Source organism: Pseudomonas sp. WJP1 (assembly GCF_028471945.1).
In the GTDB taxonomy this organism is placed as follows: Bacteria; Pseudomonadota; Gammaproteobacteria; order Pseudomonadales; family Pseudomonadaceae; genus Aquipseudomonas.
Window position 1 is genome coordinate 2,588,644 of record NZ_CP110128.1, and the last position, 15,762, is coordinate 2,604,405.

The 15,762-nt window shown below is 62.4% G+C and carries 16 protein-coding genes; 13 read left to right on the top strand and 3 right to left on the bottom strand.

Annotated features, from left to right (window positions below; all coding sequences use genetic code 11):
- Nucleotides 1–5: 5 nt before the first annotated feature.
- From OH720_RS11755 to OH720_RS11815, 13 genes are all read left to right on the top strand, one after another.
- Nucleotides 6–1,712, top strand: a complete 1,707-nt coding sequence (locus tag OH720_RS11755) for a GspE/PulE family protein (protein WP_272605738.1) — start codon at nucleotides 6–8, stop codon at nucleotides 1,710–1,712.
- Nucleotides 1,693–2,496: a hypothetical protein gene (locus OH720_RS11760; RefSeq protein ID WP_272605739.1), complete on the top strand. Its 804-nt coding sequence runs from the start codon at nucleotides 1,693–1,695 to the stop codon at nucleotides 2,494–2,496. The genes OH720_RS11755 and OH720_RS11760 overlap by 20 nt, the downstream gene beginning before the upstream one ends.
- 1 nt (nucleotide 2,497) lies before the next feature.
- Nucleotides 2,498–3,043: a PilN domain-containing protein gene (locus tag OH720_RS11765; RefSeq protein WP_272605740.1), complete on the top strand. Its 546-nt coding sequence runs from the start codon at nucleotides 2,498–2,500 to the stop codon at nucleotides 3,041–3,043.
- Nucleotides 3,030–3,578 carry a GspMb/PilO family protein gene (locus OH720_RS11770; protein ID WP_272605741.1) on the top strand — a complete coding sequence of 183 codons (549 nt, stop codon included), beginning with the start codon at nucleotides 3,030–3,032 and terminating at the stop codon, nucleotides 3,576–3,578. The genes OH720_RS11765 and OH720_RS11770 overlap by 14 nt, the downstream gene beginning before the upstream one ends.
- On the top strand, nucleotides 3,578–4,093 hold the full coding sequence (locus OH720_RS11775; protein ID WP_272606434.1) for a hypothetical protein: 516 nt from the start codon (nucleotides 3,578–3,580) through the stop codon (nucleotides 4,091–4,093). Before OH720_RS11770 ends, OH720_RS11775 begins: the two co-directional genes overlap by 1 nt.
- Nucleotides 4,090–5,922, top strand: a complete 1,833-nt coding sequence (locus OH720_RS11780; protein ID WP_272605742.1) for a secretin N-terminal domain-containing protein — start codon at nucleotides 4,090–4,092, stop codon at nucleotides 5,920–5,922. Before OH720_RS11775 ends, OH720_RS11780 begins: the two co-directional genes overlap by 4 nt.
- Before the next feature lie 2 nt (nucleotides 5,923–5,924).
- Nucleotides 5,925–6,398, top strand: a complete 474-nt coding sequence (locus OH720_RS11785) for a type II secretion system protein (RefSeq protein WP_180206143.1) — start codon at nucleotides 5,925–5,927, stop codon at nucleotides 6,396–6,398.
- Between the two features lie 4 nt (nucleotides 6,399–6,402).
- Nucleotides 6,403–6,777, top strand: coding sequence for a type II secretion system protein (locus OH720_RS11790; protein WP_272605743.1), 375 nt, complete (start codon nucleotides 6,403–6,405; stop codon nucleotides 6,775–6,777).
- Complete coding sequence (locus tag OH720_RS11795) at nucleotides 6,752–7,291, top strand: type II secretion system protein (RefSeq protein ID WP_272605744.1); 540 nt, start codon at nucleotides 6,752–6,754, stop codon at nucleotides 7,289–7,291. Before OH720_RS11790 ends, OH720_RS11795 begins: the two co-directional genes overlap by 26 nt.
- Nucleotides 7,288–7,677 (top strand): curli production assembly/transport protein CsgE, encoded by a 390-nt coding sequence (gene csgE, locus OH720_RS11800; RefSeq protein WP_272605745.1) that lies wholly within the window; start codon nucleotides 7,288–7,290, stop codon nucleotides 7,675–7,677. The genes OH720_RS11795 and csgE overlap by 4 nt, the downstream gene beginning before the upstream one ends.
- Nucleotides 7,674–8,093 (top strand): curli assembly protein CsgF, encoded by a 420-nt coding sequence (locus OH720_RS11805; RefSeq protein WP_272605746.1) that lies wholly within the window; start codon nucleotides 7,674–7,676, stop codon nucleotides 8,091–8,093. Before csgE ends, OH720_RS11805 begins: the two co-directional genes overlap by 4 nt.
- A gap of 30 nt (nucleotides 8,094–8,123) precedes the next feature.
- Nucleotides 8,124–8,996 carry a CsgG/HfaB family protein gene (locus OH720_RS11810; protein ID WP_008054594.1) on the top strand — a complete coding sequence of 291 codons (873 nt, stop codon included), beginning with the start codon at nucleotides 8,124–8,126 and terminating at the stop codon, nucleotides 8,994–8,996.
- A gap of 971 nt (nucleotides 8,997–9,967) precedes the next feature.
- Nucleotides 9,968–10,285: a DUF6124 family protein gene (locus OH720_RS11815; protein ID WP_272605747.1), complete on the top strand. Its 318-nt coding sequence runs from the start codon at nucleotides 9,968–9,970 to the stop codon at nucleotides 10,283–10,285.
- A 1,211-nt stretch (nucleotides 10,286–11,496) separates the two neighbouring features.
- On the opposite strand, the gene OH720_RS11820 is transcribed toward OH720_RS11815, so the two are convergent.
- The 3 genes from OH720_RS11820 to OH720_RS11830 are packed head-to-tail and all read right to left on the bottom strand — an operon-like array spanning nucleotide 11,497 to nucleotide 15,750.
- The gene (locus tag OH720_RS11820) at nucleotides 11,497–12,951 is read right to left on the bottom strand and encodes a curlin (RefSeq protein WP_272605748.1); all 1,455 of its coding nucleotides are present in this window, start codon (nucleotides 12,949–12,951) and stop codon (nucleotides 11,497–11,499) included.
- A gap of 27 nt (nucleotides 12,952–12,978) precedes the next feature.
- Nucleotides 12,979–13,440 carry a curlin gene (locus OH720_RS11825; RefSeq protein ID WP_272605749.1) on the bottom strand — a complete coding sequence of 154 codons (462 nt, stop codon included), beginning with the start codon at nucleotides 13,438–13,440 and terminating at the stop codon, nucleotides 12,979–12,981.
- Between the two features lie 60 nt (nucleotides 13,441–13,500).
- Complete coding sequence (locus OH720_RS11830; protein ID WP_272605750.1) at nucleotides 13,501–15,750, bottom strand: Ig-like domain-containing protein; 2,250 nt, start codon at nucleotides 15,748–15,750, stop codon at nucleotides 13,501–13,503.
- Nucleotides 15,751–15,762 lie beyond the last annotated feature (12 nt).

Here is a 15,762-nt window from a genome sequence, read left to right on the forward strand (position 1 = left end):
AAGCCATGGATCGTCTTACCCTTGTCGTCGATGTGCCACCGCTGGATTGTGTACCGACCCGGTTTTCCAGTGAGCAATTGGCCCAGGCCCGTTCCCGGGCCGGCAGTTCCGGCGAGCGCATGCTCGAAGCCCTCGGGGTGCTGTGCGACCTGGCCCCCATGCCGTTCATCCAGTGCCTGGGCGCAACCCTGCACTACCCGGTGCTCGACACCGACAGCCTGTTTCAAGCCACCCCGGTGTTCGACCGGGTCACCCTGGCCCAATGCCTCAAGCGCGAATTCATCCTGCTGCGTCACGACGACGCGGTCATCGGCGTGTTTGCCGACCCCTTCGACAGCGCCCGCCTGGCCTGGATCGACGACTGCCTGCACGGCGCGCCGCTGTACCTGGTGCATGCCGACGACCTGAAAGCCTACCTGGCGCGCCACGAAGAGAGCTTCCACGCGGTGGAATCGCTCAACGCCCAGGCCGACGGCAACACCGAGATCGACACCCTGCAAAGCCTGTCCCTGACCAGCATCAGCGAAGACTCGAGCGTGGTGGTCAAGCTGGTCAACTCGACCCTCTACGACGCGCTGAAAATGCACGCCAGCGATATCCACCTGGGCACCACCGGCAGTGGCCTGGTGATCAAGTACCGCATCGATGGCGTGCTCAACAACATCAGCAAGATCCAGGGCAGCGAGTTCGCCGAGCAGGTGATTTCCCGGGTCAAGGTCATGGCCGAACTGGACATCGGCGAAAAGCGCGTACCCCAGGACGGTCGCTTCAAGATCGGCATCAGCGGCCGGCAGATCGACTTCCGGGTGTCGATCATGCCGAGCATTTTCGGCGAGGACGCGGTGCTGCGGGTGCTCGACAAACAGGACCTGGCCGACAAGGTCTGCGGCGTGCAGTTGCAGGCCCTGGGCTTTGAAGAGGAAACCCTGCGCCAGCTGCGCCGCCTGGCTGCCGAACCCTACGGCATGGTGCTGGTCACCGGCCCCACCGGTAGCGGCAAGACCACCACGCTGTACGCGATGATCACCGAGATCAACCACGGCGTGGACAAGATCATCACCATCGAAGACCCGGTGGAGTACCAGCTGCCCGGCGTGCTGCAGATCCCGGTCAACGAAAAGAAAGGCCTGACCTTCGCCCGCGGCCTGCGCTCGATCCTGCGCCACGACCCGGACAAGATCATGGTCGGTGAGATCCGCGACCCTGACACTGCCCAGATTGCCGTGCAATCGGCACTCACCGGGCACCTGGTGTTCACCACCATCCACGCCAACAACGTGTTCGACGTGATCGGCCGTTTCACCCAGATGGAAATCGACCCCTACAGCCTGGTGTCCGCGCTCAATGCGGTGCTGGCCCAGCGCCTGATCCGCCTGGTCTGCGCCAGTTGCAGCAGCGCCTATACCCCGAGCGAAGAAGAGCTGGAAACCTCGGGGCTCGATCCTCAACAGGTGGCGCATTACCACTTCGTCCATGGCAAGGGCTGCGGTCATTGCCGTGGCACCGGCTACCGCGGACGTAGCGCGATTGCCGAGCTGCTGCACCTGGACGACGAGCTGCGGCAAATGATCGTCGAACGCCAACCCATTTCGAAAATCAAGGCCCACGCCTGCAAACGTGGTTTGCGCCTGCTGCGCGAATCGGCGCTTGAACTGGTGCAACAAGGCCGGACCACTCTCGAGGAGATCAATCGTGTCACTTTTATCTCGTGAGCGTTATGTCGCCGTGCTCGGCGCCAGTGGTGTCGGCCTCGGTCAGCGTCAGGGTGGCGACACCCTGTGGCTGGGCAGCGTCGGCTTCATCGATGAAGGTTTCATGGCCTGGACGGTCGCCCTGGAGACCCTCGACCGCCTGCTGGGCGAACATGCCCGCGCCGGTGCCGAATTGACCGTGGTGGTCTCCGGCCACTTCAGCCGGTTTTGCCTGGTGCCCTGGAGCGAGCAGATCAGCAGTCCTGATGAACTGCGCGGGTTTGCCCAACTGTGCTTCGAAGACCTCTACGGGGCGGCGAACCAACCCTGGAGCCTGGTGCTGTCGGCCGAGCCCGCCGGTTACGACCGGATCGCCAGCGCGCTGCCGCAAGATCTGCTCGAACGCCTGCGTGCCCTGGTCAGTGGTCGTGGTCTGTGCCTGCGTTCGGTGCAACCGTACCTGATGGCGGCGTTCAATCACTTCGACAAAAGCTTCGACGCCGGCGACTTCCTGTTCGTGGTTGCAGAACCGGTGCGCAGCGTGATGCTGCTGGCCCGCGAAGGTCGCTGGACGGCGGTGCGCTCGGTGGGCAGCAGCGACAGCGACGCCGCACTGAGCGCGCTGGTCGGTCGCGAATGCCAGTTGCAGGCATCCACCAGTGAACGGCCGCTGAACGTCTACCTGCATGCGCCAGCGCGCATCGACTCGCACCCTGAAGTGCCAGGCGTACAGCTGCGCACCCTCGAAGAAGGCCGGACCAGCGTACGCGACAGCCTGTACGTCATGTCCCGGACGGTGGCCTGACATGCGCCCCCTGATGCTCGACTTTCAGCCGCGTCGCCGCTCAAGCCCCCTGGGCTGGAGCCTGCTGGCCGGTGGCGTGGTGCTGGCGCTGACCTGCATCGTCATTCAACAACACGTGAGCGGGGAGGCCGAACAACAGCAAGGTCATCTGCAAACCACCCAACGCGTACTCACCGGCGACACCGGCGGCAAAGTCAGCCTGAGCCCGGCCGAAACCCGCGAGCAGGCGCAGAACCTGGCCGAAATGCGCAAGGTATCGCAGCAGCTGCGCCGGCCCTGGGAACGCCTGTTCGCCACCCTGGAAGCCATGCCCCGGGACAACATCGCCTTGCTGACCCTGACCCCGGATGCCCGCAAGGGCCAGGTGCGGATCAGCGCCGAGGCGCGCGACCTGGACGCCATGCTCGACTTCCACCGCCGCCTCGAAGCCAGCGACGAGCTCTCCGACGTGTCGTTGCTCAGCCACGAAATCGTCGCCAACGTGCCGGAACACCCGGTGCAATTCAACTTGTCGGCTACCTGGGAGATTGGCGATGCAAATCCCTAGATTGATCGTCCACGAATACCTGCAAGGCCTGGGCGTGCCCGGCCTGGCGGGGCTGGCAATGTTGGTGCTGGCGCTGGCCTACGGCCTGTTCGGCCTGTTGCCGGACTGGCAGGCGCTGCAGCACCTGAGCCAGCAGACCCACGAAGCCCGTGAATACCTGGCCAAGGTCGAGGAGGGCACGATCGCAGCGCCTGTCGTGCCGCAACGCCAGCTCGATGACTTCCGCAGCAAGCTGCCGACCCAGCCCCAGGCCACCGTCGCCATCGACAAGATCTACGCGCTGGCCGCCCAGGAACGCATCACCCTGTCCCGGGGCGAGTATTCGCTGGGCATCGATCCCAAGACCCACCTGGCGCGCTATCAGATCCTGTTGCCGGTGCGCGGCAGCTACCCGCAACTGCGGCGCTTCATGCACGCCTTGCTCGGCCAGTTGCCAGCGGTGGTGGTGGAAGACCTGGAGTTGCAACGCAAGAAGATCGCCGACACCGACCTTAACGGACGGATCCGCATGACCCTTTACCTGTCGAGGTCATGATGAACAGCAAACGTGCAGTGGGTTGGGTGGCGTTCCTCGGCGTGGCCGCGGCGCTGACCTGGTTGCCCGACTACTTCAAGCAGGGCGACGACAGCGATGTGGCAGTGGCCGCCGTGGCCACGCCGGGCAAAGGCAAGAGCCGTGGTGCTTCGCCAGCCGCGCAAGCCGCCGCGCCTGTGGCGATCAAGGACCTGAGCCCGGCGGGCGACCTGTTCGCCGCGCGCAGCTGGAAGGCCGCACCGACCCTGGCCACCGTCACCGAACAACCGATCAATGTTGCACCGGTGGTGCAGGTCCCCACTGCACCGCCCATGCCGTTCCAGTTCATCGGCCGGATGCATGACCGCACCGACCTGCAAGTGTTTTTGCAAAACGGCGAAAAGATCTACGTCGTGCGTAAAGGGGATGTGATTGACGAAACATGGAAGATCGAGGGCATTTCCGATCTGGAACTGAGCCTGGTCTATTTGCCTCTGCATTTGTCCCAGACCTTGTCTGTGGGGAGCGCGCAATGAACAAATCCCGTTTGCTGATGAGCCTGTGTATCTGCGCAGGGCTGGCTGCCTGCAGCTCGGCACAGGTTGCCAAGGAAGAAGCCTCTGAGCTGATCGAGCAGGGCCAGTACGAAGCCGGCCTGGCCCGGATCGAGGAGGGCCTGCGGGAAAACCCTCGCGACACCGAACTGCACATTGCCCTCAACAGCACCCGTGCCCGCGCGATCACGGCGCTGCTGACCCAGGCCGACATGGATCGCACCCAGCGTGATTTCGCGTCCGCCCGCATGGGGTACGGCCGGGTGTTGACCATCGAACCGAACAACCGCCGCGCCCAGGACGCCCTGCGCCAGCTCGAACACATGCGCAGCCTCGATGAAAAACTCGAACTGGCCCGTGGCGACCTGCGCCGCGGCGATATCTACGGCGCCGAGCGTCAAGTCAGGCAGATTCTCGAACTGGACCCGACCAACGAAGGCGCCCTGGAACTGCAAGGGAATATCCGCCTGGTGCAGAGCCGCAACGTGGTGGCCTATCCGCAACTGCGCACCAAGCTGGACAAGCCGGTGACCCTGGAATTTCGCGACGCCAACCTCAAGACCATCTTCGAAGTGCTGTCCCAGGTCGCCGGCCTGAACTTCATCTTCGACAAGGACCTGCGCCCGGACATGAAAGCCACCATCTTCGTGCGCGACGTGCGCATTGAAGACGCGGTGGAACTGCTGCTGCAACAGAACCAGCTGCACCAGAAAGTGGTGAACGAAAACACCTTGCTGATCTACCCGGACTCGCCGCAGAAGCTCAAGGATTACCAGGAACTGGTGATGCGCACCTTCTACCTGACCAGCATCGATGCCAACACCGCGTTGAACATGGTCAAGACCATGCTCAAGACCCGCGACGTGTTCGTCGACGAACGCCTCAACACCCTGACCATGCGCGACACCGGCGACGCCGTGCGCATGGCGGAAAAACTCCTGCAGTCGCAGGATCAGTCCAACCCCGAAGTGGTGCTGGAAGTGGAAGTGATGGAAGTCGCCACCCAGCGGATCCTCGACCTGGGCCTGCAATGGCCGAACACCTTCGGCGTGATCAACAGCGACGGTAGCGCGGTCAGCGTTCTCGACCAGCTCAAGGGCATCAACTCGAGCCGGATCACTATCCAGCCCTCGCCACAGGCCAAGATCAACGCGGCGGACAAGGACATCAATACCCTGGCCAGCCCGGTGATCCGCGTCAGCAACCGCGAACAGGCACGTATCCACATCGGCCAGCGCGTGCCGATCATCAGCGCCACGTCGGTGCCCTCGACCCAGGGACCGGTGATCACCGAAAGCGTGACTTACCTGGACGTCGGTCTGAAACTGGAAGTGCAGCCCACCGTGCACCTGAACAACGAAGTGGCGATCAAGGTGGCCCTGGAAGTGAGTAATGCCACGCCACTGGAACCGACCCGCCAGGGCACGATTCCGGTCCAGGTCGATACGCGCAACGCGCAGACCACCCTGCGCCTGCATGACGGCGAAACACAGATCCTCGCCGGCCTGATGCGCAACGACCATGGCAGCACCGGCAACAAGATTCCCGGTCTTGGCGATATTCCCGGCCTCGGCCGCCTGTTCGGCAGCAACAAGGACGACGTGAGCAAATCCGAGCTGGTGTTGTCGATCACGCCGCGGATCGTGCGCAACCTGCCGTACCAGAGCCCGTCGGACATGGAATTCCCTACCGGCACCGAAACCAGCATGCACATCCAGGCGCCGGACCGCTCGAAGGTCGAAGTCGAAGAGGTGAAAGTGCGGGGCATGAACGCACCGATCGCTACCACCGTCACCGTCGGGAAGCCTTGATCATGAACGCCTCGCAACGCGGTTTTACCTTGATCGAAGTCGTGGTGACGCTGTCCCTGATCGGCCTGCTGGCCGGCATGGCCGCACCGCTGACCGAGACCGTGGTGCGCCGGGGCAAAGAGCAGGAACTGCGGACCTCGCTGTACCAGATCCGCGATGCCATCGACGCCTACAAGCGCGCTTTCGACGCCGGTTACATCGAGAAGTCGCTCAACAGCAGCGGCTACCCGCCGAACCTGCAGGTGCTGGTGGAAGGGGTGCGTGATGTGCGCAGCGCCAAGGGTGCCAAGTTCTATTTCCTGCGCCGCGTACCCCATGACCCGCTGGCGCCGGTCAAGCGCGACGACGAAGGTGGCTGGGGCCTGCGCTCCTACGACAGTACGGCTCAAAACCCGCGCGAAGGCCAGGACGTCTTTGACGTCTACTCCAAGGCCCGGGGCAAGGGTCTCAACGGCATCGCCTACCGGGAGTGGTGAACATATGCGTCGGGAAAAGGGTTTTACCCTATTGGAACTGATGGTGGTCATGGCAATCATCGCCACCCTGATGACGATCTCCTTGCCCCGCTATTTCAACAGCCTGGAGGCCTCCAAGGAGACCACCCTGCGCCAGAGCCTGTCGGCGATGCGCGAAGCACTGGACCACTACTACGGTGACACCGGGCGCTATCCCGACTCCATCGAGCAGCTGGTTGAACAGCGCTACCTGCGCAATCCGCCGATGGACCCGATTGCCGAACGCAAGGACGCCTGGGTCATGGTCGCACCGCCTGACGGCGTGGCCGGCGGTGTCGCCGATATCAAGAGTGGTGCCACAGGGAGGGCGCGTGATGGCAGCCTGTATTCCGAGTGGTAAGCCTGGGGCACAGGACGGCTTCACCTACCTGGGTGTGCTGTTCCTGATCATGGTGATGGGCATGGGCCTGGCCAGTGCCGGCGAGTTGTGGTCCACCGCCTCGCGCCGCGACCGCGAACGCCAATTGCTGTGGGTCGGCACCCAGTACGCCCAGGCACTGCGCAGCTATTACCGCAGTTCGCCAGGCCTGGCCCAGTACCCCAAGGAACTTGCCGACCTGTTGCAGGACGAGCGCTTTCCCAATGCCAAGCATCATATCCGCCAGCTGTACCCGGACCCGATTGGCGGCGGTGAATGGTTCCTGATGCGCGGCTTCGACGGACGCATCACCGGCATCAGCAGCTCGGCCACGGAGCTGCCGCTCAAACAGGCGGACTTCCCCAGCCAGTGGTCGGACTTCAACGGCATGGCCAGCTACAAGGACTGGCAGTTCGTGGCCGAGAAAGCCTTCCTCGATGGCACCTCGGGCCCGGCCAAAGGCCAGTCCACAGCGCCGGAGGCATTGCAGCCATGAAGCGCTTTTGCCTGGTGTTGGTCCTGCTGTTGAGCAGCGCAGTGAGCTGGGCCGGTGAAGAGGACGAAATGCTCGGCTTCATCATCGACGACACGATCTCGCACATTGGCCACGAATTTTACTACTCGTTCAGTGAACGCCTGCGCGCCACCAGCCCGATGGATTTCAACCTGGTGGTACGCGAACGACCTTCGGCTCGCTGGGGCAGCCTGGTGACCGTGGAATTTCAACAACGCCTGGTTTACCGGCGCTTCCTGCCGCCAAACACCGTGGAGCTCAAGGACGAGGCCTATGCCGCCGCCGACTGGGTACGCGGACAGATTGTCCAGCGCAAGCTGGAAGCCTTGCTACAGGACACCACGGACCTTGAGAGGGACGAACTATGAAAGCGAAAACGTTTTTGCAGCGCGCCGGTGGATGCATGCTCGGCCTGGGGGTTTGCGCCCTGGTCCAGGGCACGGAACTGGTCTACACGCCCATCAACCCTTCGTTTGGCGGTAACCCGTTGAACGGCACCTGGCTGCTCAACAACGCCCAGGCGCAGAACGACTACGACGATCCCGACTTGAAGGATCGCACCTCGGCGGCCGGGACCTCGGCCCTGGAGCGCTTCAGCGCCCAGTTGCAATCGCGCTTGCTGGGGCAACTGCTGGACAACATCTCCACCGGCAACACGGGGAGCCTGTCCACGGACGCTTTCATCGTCGACGTGGTCGACGACTCCGGTGCGCTGACAATCAACGTGACCGACCGGGCCACGGGTGAAGTTTCGGAAATCCAGGTGAATGGCCTGGCCCCTTGAGGGGAATCGGGACAATGGGGAGTTAAGGACATGAAAAAAATAATTGCGCTAGGGCTGATGTTGGCGGCATTACAAGGGTGCAGTCTGCGCGAGCCGATGCCGGCAGAGCAGGACTCCAAAACCCCGACCCTGACCCCAAGGGCCTCGACTTACTACGACTTGATCAACATGCCACGACCCAAGGGCCGGTTGATGGCGGTGGTCTACGGCTTCCGCGACCAGACCGGGCAATACAAGCCGACCCCGGCCAGCTCGTTTTCCACCAGCGTCACCCAGGGCGCGGCGAGCATGCTGATGGACGCCTTGCAGGCCAGCGGCTGGTTCGTGGTGCTGGAACGTGAAGGGCTGCAGAACCTGTTGACCGAGCGCAAGATCATCCGCGCCTCGCAGAAGAAACCAAACACCCCGGTGAACATCCAGGCCGAGCTGCCACCGCTGCAAGCGGCGAACATGATGCTCGAAGGCGGGATCATCGCCTACGACACCAACGTGCGCAGCGGCGGCGAAGGCGCGCGCTACCTCGGTATAGACATTGCCCGGGAGTACCGCGTCGACCAGGTCACGGTGAACCTGCGGGCGGTGGACGTGCGCAGCGGGCAGGTGTTGTCCAACGTCATGACCAGCAAGACCATCTACTCCGTGGCCCGCAGTGCCGGGGTGTTCAAGTTCATCGAGTTCAAGAAGCTGCTCGAAGCCGAGGTGGGCTACACCACCAACGAACCGGCGCAGTTGTGTGTGTTGTCGGCGATCGAAGCGGCGGTGGGGCACATGCTGGCGCAGGGCATCGAGCGGCATTTGTGGCAGGTGGCGGGGGATAATTCCCAGCCTGCGCAGAATGAGACGCTGGATCGGTACCTGACGCAGAACCGGGTGGTGCCGGAGGGTGAGGGCGCGGATGAGTGAGCCGATCCAGACTGTAGGAGCCAGGCTTGCCGGCGAAGGCGGCCTGTTAGCCGACCTGGCCCCTGCAGATGTACCCGATCCAAACTGTAGGAGCTGGCTTGCCAGCGATGGCGTCCTTACAGCCGGCCTATGTTTTGTTGACTGTGTACATATCCATTCCTGCGGTAACGGCCACCTATGGTTTCGCTCTTACAGCGAGTCACTTGGAAAAGCCCCAAGTAACCAAGGGCTCTTGCCCCTGGCGTTCGGTGCCTCGCTAATGCTCGGCATGCCCTCGCTCCGGTCCTGCTCCGTGGGCCCGCCGCGATGGGCCATCCTTGGCCCAGCGCGGCTAAACCGGCATCCATGCCGGTTTACCCACTGCGCAGAACCTCCACTCGGCCTCTCGATGGGCAAGAACATCAAAAGCCAGATCAAGATCAAACGCAAAAGCGAGGCGGCCTTAAAGCCGACCTGATTTTGCGGGTGCACCCGATCTCCCTGTAGGAGCCAGGCTTGCCGGCGAAGAACGATAACGCGGTACAACAAATACACCGCAGCGCCTGGTTCGCCGGCAAGCCTAGCTCCTACAAAGCGAACGCCCGGTCAGCCACCCAATCTCTCACGGCTGTGCATGATCCAGGCAACATCTGTAGGAACAATCCGAGGCTACATCGCCTTGCGCCGTTGCCTACAACTACGCCAGAATCCGCCGGCTTGTGCGCCTTGTCCCTGGTCATTATCGTTTCCGTGTCGCTGCCAATTCGGCGACCGGGTTTAGCGATCCGCACCATGCAAAGGCGCTACAACGCCCCAGACCAGACTTAGTGCAGCCTTCGTTGTCTGCAGTTTTGTGTCATGGCGGCTGTGCGTGGGAGACCTTCGTGTCTACCTGGGTTTCCTTTGCCCCGGATCGCTAACCTGCGTACAGCTGCCACCCTTACTTGTTTAGCGATAGGTCATGGTGGTCCATCTATCAAAGGAGATTGTCCATGCCCAAGCCCAGCCCCAATCCCCCGGAATCAAATTCCGATAATCCTGCTTCCAGCCTTCATCTAAAACCCGCCATCCTGAAATCTTCCACCCCCCACAACCCCAGCTCAATGTTCCTCATCGCCCCAGACATCAGCACCGAAGACCTGCTGGCCCACGCCTGCGAATCCCTGGCGTCCGCCAGCATCATGGCCACCGATTTCGCAACGTTCGTGGAAGGCCCCCAACGCAGCATGTTGCTGGGCATCCAGCAGGTGATCATGCTCGCCGACCTGGCGGTAAATCGCGCGTTGGATAATCTCGATCCGCAGGGATAACCCCGCCACTGGACGCCTTCGCCTGCAAGTCGGTTCGCCGCACCGCTGACTTCTATAAGGGGAAATGTTTACGGCTTCCGATCAGGCCGGCCGGCAGGCCGCCTCACGCCCTGAGCCTGTTCGTCAACGTCAACGCCTGTGGGAGATTGTCGTCTGAGTACATATCCATTGCTGCGGTAACGGCGGCTTATGGTTTCGCCCTTACGGCGAGTCCCTTTTTCAAACGCCAAAAAGGAACCAAAAGGCTTTGCCCCACCACTCGGTGCCTCGCCTAGGCTCGGCATGCCCTCTCTCCGGCATTGCTCCGTGGGTCGCCGCGATGGGCCATCCTTGGCCCAGCGCGGCTAAACCGGCGTCCTGCCGGTTTCCCCACTGCGCAATGCCTGCGTTCGGCCATCGTGGTTAACGGGGCACCCAGATCAAAAGCCAAAGCGAGGCGGCCTTAAAGCCGACCTGACTTTGCGGGTGCACCCGATCCCCCGTAGGAGCCAGGCTTGCCGGCGAAGAACGATAACGTGGTGCAACAGAGACACCGCAGCGCCTGGTTCGCCGGCAAGCCTGGCTCCTACAAGGGAATGCGTACGGCTCCCGATCAGGTCGGCTGTCAGGCCGCCTCGCTTTTGCTGTTGATCTTGATCTGGCTTTTGATTTTCTTGCCCCATCGGGAGGCCGAGTGGAGGTTCTGCGCAGTGGGTAAACCGGCATGGATGCCGGTTTAGCCGCGCTGGGCCATGGATGGCCCATCGCGGCGGGCCCACGGAGCAGGACCGGAGCGAGGGTATGCCGAGCCTTAGCGAGGCACCGAACGTCAGGGGCAAGAGCCCTTGGTTACTTGGGGCTCTTCCAAGTGACTCGCTGTAAGAGCGAAACCGCCAGACGCCGTGACCGCAGGAATGGATATGTACTCAGTTAACAAATAATAGGTCGGCTGTCAGGCCGCCATCGCCGGCAGGCCAGCTCCTACAGTTGATCGAGTACAGCCGTGAGAGATGGGTCGGCTATAAGGACGCCTTCGCCGGCAAGCCTGGCTCCTACGGTTTGAACCGGGTATACCTGCAGGAGCGTGGTCGGCTTTGAGGCCGCCATCGCCGGCAAGCCTGGCTCCTACAAGATTGTGTCGTCCAAAAAAAGAAGGTGCGAACGCCTGTCTGTAGCCACAAAAAAAACCGCGACCCTCTCCTCAAGAGCCGCGGTTTTTTCACGCCCTACGCTTACTTCTGCATCACAGTCGCACTGTTAGCCGTACCAAACTGCTGCACGTTCGCCATCTGGGTCATGCCACTCTGGTCGACGCTGGCAATGTTGCCAGTCCCCCCCTGGGTCACATAGGCGACGTTCATGGTGTCGGCCTGCTTGATGGTGATCATGTTGTCTTCGCCATACAGCTGCGTGGTGAACGCCTGGTTGCCGCTGCCTTCCTGGTTGAAGTCGGTGGTGTTGTTGGTGCCGGTGCTGCTGCCCTGGGCCAGGTTGTTGGTGCCGCGCTGGTCGGCGATCAGGATGTTGTCGGTGCCGTTCTGGTCGAAGTACAGCTCGTTGTAGGATTCGCTCTGGCTGACCGTGGTTTTGTTGCCGTAGCCGGTCTGGTTGGTGGTCATGATGTGGCCGGTGTCTTTCTGGGTGAAGTTGGCGACGTTGCCGTCGCCGTTCTGGTTGACGGTGGCGCGCTGGTTGCTGCCGAACTGGCCGCCCATTTGTGTTGCCGGGCCTTTCCAGTTGCTGGCGTAGACCTTGTTGTCGTTACCCGAGGACGTGGCGTTGAGCACATGGTCGGTGCCGGTCTGGTAGGTGAAGTGGATGTTGCCGATGCCCTGTTGATTGAGCGTCACGGTCGAGCCCATGGACTCGAACTGGTCGGCATAGATGGCGTTGAGGTCGCCGACCTGAAACACCTGGGCAACGTTGTGGTCGCCGTAGCTCTGGTCGACGATGGTTTCGTTGGTCTGGCCGTTCTGGTCGATGGTGGTTTTGCTGGCGACCTGGGTGTCCTGCCAGACTTCGCTGCCGTTGCCGTCGCCGTACTGGTTGATGGTCAGGTTGCCGCCATCGCCGTAGCGCTGGTCACCGTAGGCATAGTTGGTGCCGCCGGACTGGTTGATGTCGATCTGGCCGTTCATGTGGTTGATCTGTTCGGCGGTGGCGTAGTTGGCGGTGCCGTACTGGATGATCACCGCGTTGTTGGCCGTGCCCACCTGGATCTGTTCGATATTGGCTTCGTTGCTGTCGCCGTACTGGTAGGTTTTGCCGGAGGTGTTTTCCTGGCTGTCCTGGTAGATGAACGAGAAGTTGCCGTTGCCTTCCTGTTGTTGCAGGACCTCGCCGCCGCCGACCCCGATCGACTGGCTGGCATGGCTGACGTTGTTGTCGCCGCTCTGGTTCTGGATGATGGTGCTGTTGCTTTCGAACAGTTGCTCGGCGTAGCCGGCGTTGTAGTTGCCAGACTGGTTCTGCTCGATGGTACTGGTGACGTTGTCTTGTACGGCGGCCGCATCGTTGCCCGTACCGGACTGGTTCTGGGTGGCGGTGCTCAGGGGGGCCGCCGTCTGTTTCACATCGGCGATGTTGGTGTCACCGAACTGGTTTTGGGTCGACACGCTGTCCTCGGCCAATGCTTGAGCACTGACTATGACCAGGATGGCGGCGGTGAGGGGCGTCAGTTTAAACATGATGAAACCTCCAAGTGGTGCAGTGCTTTAGCGATATTGAGTGACCGATACGCTCATTCCATTTCCTGCTTGGGTCACAGCGCTTTGCTGCCCCGTGCCGGCCTGGACAATGCTGGCGTCGTTGTTGTTGCCGTTCTGGGATATCTGCGCGCGGTTGTGGCTGCCGGTTTGGGTGATGGACGCGGCGTTGCCGGAACCTTGCTGGTTGATCAAGGCCATCAGGTCGCTGCCTTGTTGCAGGATGTATGCTTCCTGATTGCTGCCCGACTGCACGATCTGGCCGAGCAGCGACTGGCCGTTCTGTTGCAACAGCGCGACGTTGGCCTGGCCGTTCTGGTCGATCAGGGCTTGCTGGCCCACCGGGGGTGGCAGCTCGCCGAGATCGGCGCCGGGCGCCAGGTCGTCGTTTTCCATCAAGTCGTCGGCGCGCAGGACCGCGCTGCTGCAAAGCAGGAGCAGGCAGAGCAGGGCGGCGGTCGACGTTTTCATGGCGTTGTCCTTTGGTGAGAGGGTTGCCCCATCAGCCAGCCCGGCCGATGGGGCAAAGGCTCAGTTCGCGATGACCTGCACCGTGCGCACGGTGCCTTGGGACGAGGTGATGGTGGCTGTCGGGTTCGCCGACGGAATCACCGTTGTGCTGTTGCTCACTGTCAGCCTCCAGCGTCCGGTCAACGGCACCGTGGTGCTACCCAGCGTCACCAGCCCGGTTGGCGTGGTCACCTGGACAGTGATGGTGTTGCCGGTGGTCACCGATGAAGTCCCTGTGAAGTCCCAGTTGAAGCGGTTGTTGGAACGGGCTGTCACCGTGGCCGCTGTCACCGCGAAGGTTTCCGCAGCAGGCCGTGGCGAGACTTGCACCGTGACCGTGGCTGGCGACGTCGACACGGCACCGAAAGCGTCCCGGGCGAAGTAGTTGAAGGTCGTGGTGAAGGCCGAGGTGACGGTGGCCGGTGGGTTGTAGGTCAGGACCGTGCCGTTACTGGTGACGGTGCCGCGACCGGTCGGTGGTTGGCTGAAGCTGTTGATCGCCAGCGGTACGTTGCCTTCCGGATCGGTGTCGTTGGCCAGCACGTTGATCGGTATCGACACACCCAGGGTCGCGATACCGTCGGCGACGGCCACCGGAGGCTGGTTGGGCGCCACGGTGATGGTCACGGTCGCCGCAGCGGTCGAGGCCAGGCCTTTGATGTCTTGCGCCTTGTAGGTGAAGGTCGTGGTCAGCGGAACGGTGACCACGGCTGGCGGCGTATAGACGACGGCCGTGGTTCCGCTCAACGTCACGGTGCCCTGGCCGGTGGCCGGTTGGGTCAGCTCGGTGATGCTCAGCGGTGTGTTGCCGTCCGGGTCGCTGTCGTTGGTCAGCACGTTGAGGGTGATCGGGATACCGAAGCTGGTGCTGCCGCTGTCGGCGACGGCAATCGGCGCCTTGTTCTCGCCGGTGTCTGGCGCTGTGCCGACGACCACGACTGGCTCGGTATCGCTACCGCCCGAGGCCGATTTGATCGTGACGGTTGCCGGTGGCTGGGCCAGGTCAGCGACGGTCAGGCGCTGCAGGGTGCCGGACTTGGTCAACCGTCCGTAGCCCTGGGCGACCATGTCCGGTACCACCACTTCGTCAGACGAGGTGGCTTCGATCAGCAGGCTGTGGTTGCTCCAGCTGTAGCGAGCGGTCTGGACTTTCACCACGTCGGTGACTTTGCTCGACACGGCCGTTGGTTTTTTTGTGTCAGTCGGATCGGTCGCGGTGACCACCACCACCGGAGGAACGGTCGCTCCCGTCAGGCGGCTGGCGAAGAACTGGCCGCTGTTGTCGCCGAGCATGTCGACCAGGCAAGGCGTCGGGGGCGATCCGGGAACCAGTGCCACGGTTTCGCGGAAGCACACGTTCGAACCGTTGACCGATTTGCCAAAGACTTCTACTCGAGTGCTGCTGGTGCCTGGACCCGAAGAAGTACGGCGGTACGTGGCGCGGCCGATTTCCACGGGGGTTGGCGCACGGCTGTCGAGTATCTTGCCGGAAACGGTAAACAGATTGGTCTCGATGGTCCCGGGCGGACCCTGGACGCGCAGGAAATTGGTGTTGAACGGGCTGCCGGTGACGGCTTCGGAAAGGTTCGGGTCGCCGACGAATTTATCGATGGTCCCGGTGTCCGGGTTCATTTCGGGGTAGGGACCGTTGACACTTTGCAGGAAGGGCCCAACCTGACCGTTGAGAGCGCCCGAGAAGTTGCCCGGTGCGCCGATGCCGATGTCGCGGGTGATGTTGATCGCCCGACGGCCCGGCGTGGTGACGTTGACCGTTTCCGTGCCGTACGGGTGGGTGATGATGTAGGTCCCGGCGACAGGCACGTTCACCCGCAGGCGAATCCGCGCGAAGCTTGCCTGATCGCCGTCGACAGGATTTTCCGCCGCGAATGCCGCTTCGATCCCGGCCACGTAGGCATCCACGCCATAGCCGCCGACATCGTTGATGCTGGTCTCGGCAAGGAACCAGAACGCTTCCGGTGGCCAGTTATCCGGGAACACCATCGGCTGGGTGTCGTCGTAAACCCCGGGTTCCGGATTCAGGATGCACATGTAGGCGGGCGCGCCAGGCGCACCCGGTGCCCGCGTACTGGTCGCCCGTGACTGGCACAGTTCCAGCTTCAGCAGATTGTTGTCTTGATACCACATGGGGAATTTCCCCGTGGCAAAGGTGTAGGGGCCGGGGTCGACGGCAGCGAGTTGCGCGAACGCACTGCCGGACAGCGAGAGAGTCAGCCCGAGCGCGTTGAGCGCGAAGCGTGGCCACTTGTTCATGATGCCTCCTGA

Bases quoted from the DNA above. Each gene is read 5' to 3' on its own strand.
- OH720_RS11755 (WP_272605738.1), top strand. From the start codon at position 6: ATGGATCGTCTTACCCTTGTCGTCGATGTGCCACCGCTGGATTGTGTA.
- OH720_RS11765 (WP_272605740.1), top strand. From the start codon at position 2,498: ATGCGCCCCCTGATGCTCGACTTTCAGCCGCGTCGCCGCTCAAGCCCC.
- OH720_RS11770 (WP_272605741.1), top strand. From the start codon at position 3,030: ATGCAAATCCCTAGATTGATCGTCCACGAATACCTGCAAGGCCTGGGC.
- OH720_RS11775 (WP_272606434.1), top strand. From the start codon at position 3,578: ATGAACAGCAAACGTGCAGTGGGTTGGGTGGCGTTCCTCGGCGTGGCC.
- OH720_RS11780 (WP_272605742.1), top strand. From the start codon at position 4,090: ATGAACAAATCCCGTTTGCTGATGAGCCTGTGTATCTGCGCAGGGCTG.
- OH720_RS11785 (WP_180206143.1), top strand. From the start codon at position 5,925: ATGAACGCCTCGCAACGCGGTTTTACCTTGATCGAAGTCGTGGTGACG.
- OH720_RS11790 (WP_272605743.1), top strand. From the start codon at position 6,403: ATGCGTCGGGAAAAGGGTTTTACCCTATTGGAACTGATGGTGGTCATG.
- OH720_RS11795 (WP_272605744.1), top strand. From the start codon at position 6,752: ATGGCAGCCTGTATTCCGAGTGGTAAGCCTGGGGCACAGGACGGCTTC.
- csgE (WP_272605745.1), top strand. From the start codon at position 7,288: ATGAAGCGCTTTTGCCTGGTGTTGGTCCTGCTGTTGAGCAGCGCAGTG.
- OH720_RS11805 (WP_272605746.1), top strand. From the start codon at position 7,674: ATGAAAGCGAAAACGTTTTTGCAGCGCGCCGGTGGATGCATGCTCGGC.
- OH720_RS11810 (WP_008054594.1), top strand. From the start codon at position 8,124: ATGAAAAAAATAATTGCGCTAGGGCTGATGTTGGCGGCATTACAAGGG.
- OH720_RS11815 (WP_272605747.1), top strand. From the start codon at position 9,968: ATGCCCAAGCCCAGCCCCAATCCCCCGGAATCAAATTCCGATAATCCT.
- OH720_RS11820 (WP_272605748.1), bottom strand. From the start codon at position 12,951: ATGTTTAAACTGACGCCCCTCACCGCCGCCATCCTGGTCATAGTCAGT.
- OH720_RS11825 (WP_272605749.1), bottom strand. From the start codon at position 13,440: ATGAAAACGTCGACCGCCGCCCTGCTCTGCCTGCTCCTGCTTTGCAGC.
- OH720_RS11830 (WP_272605750.1), bottom strand. From the start codon at position 15,750: ATGAACAAGTGGCCACGCTTCGCGCTCAACGCGCTCGGGCTGACTCTC.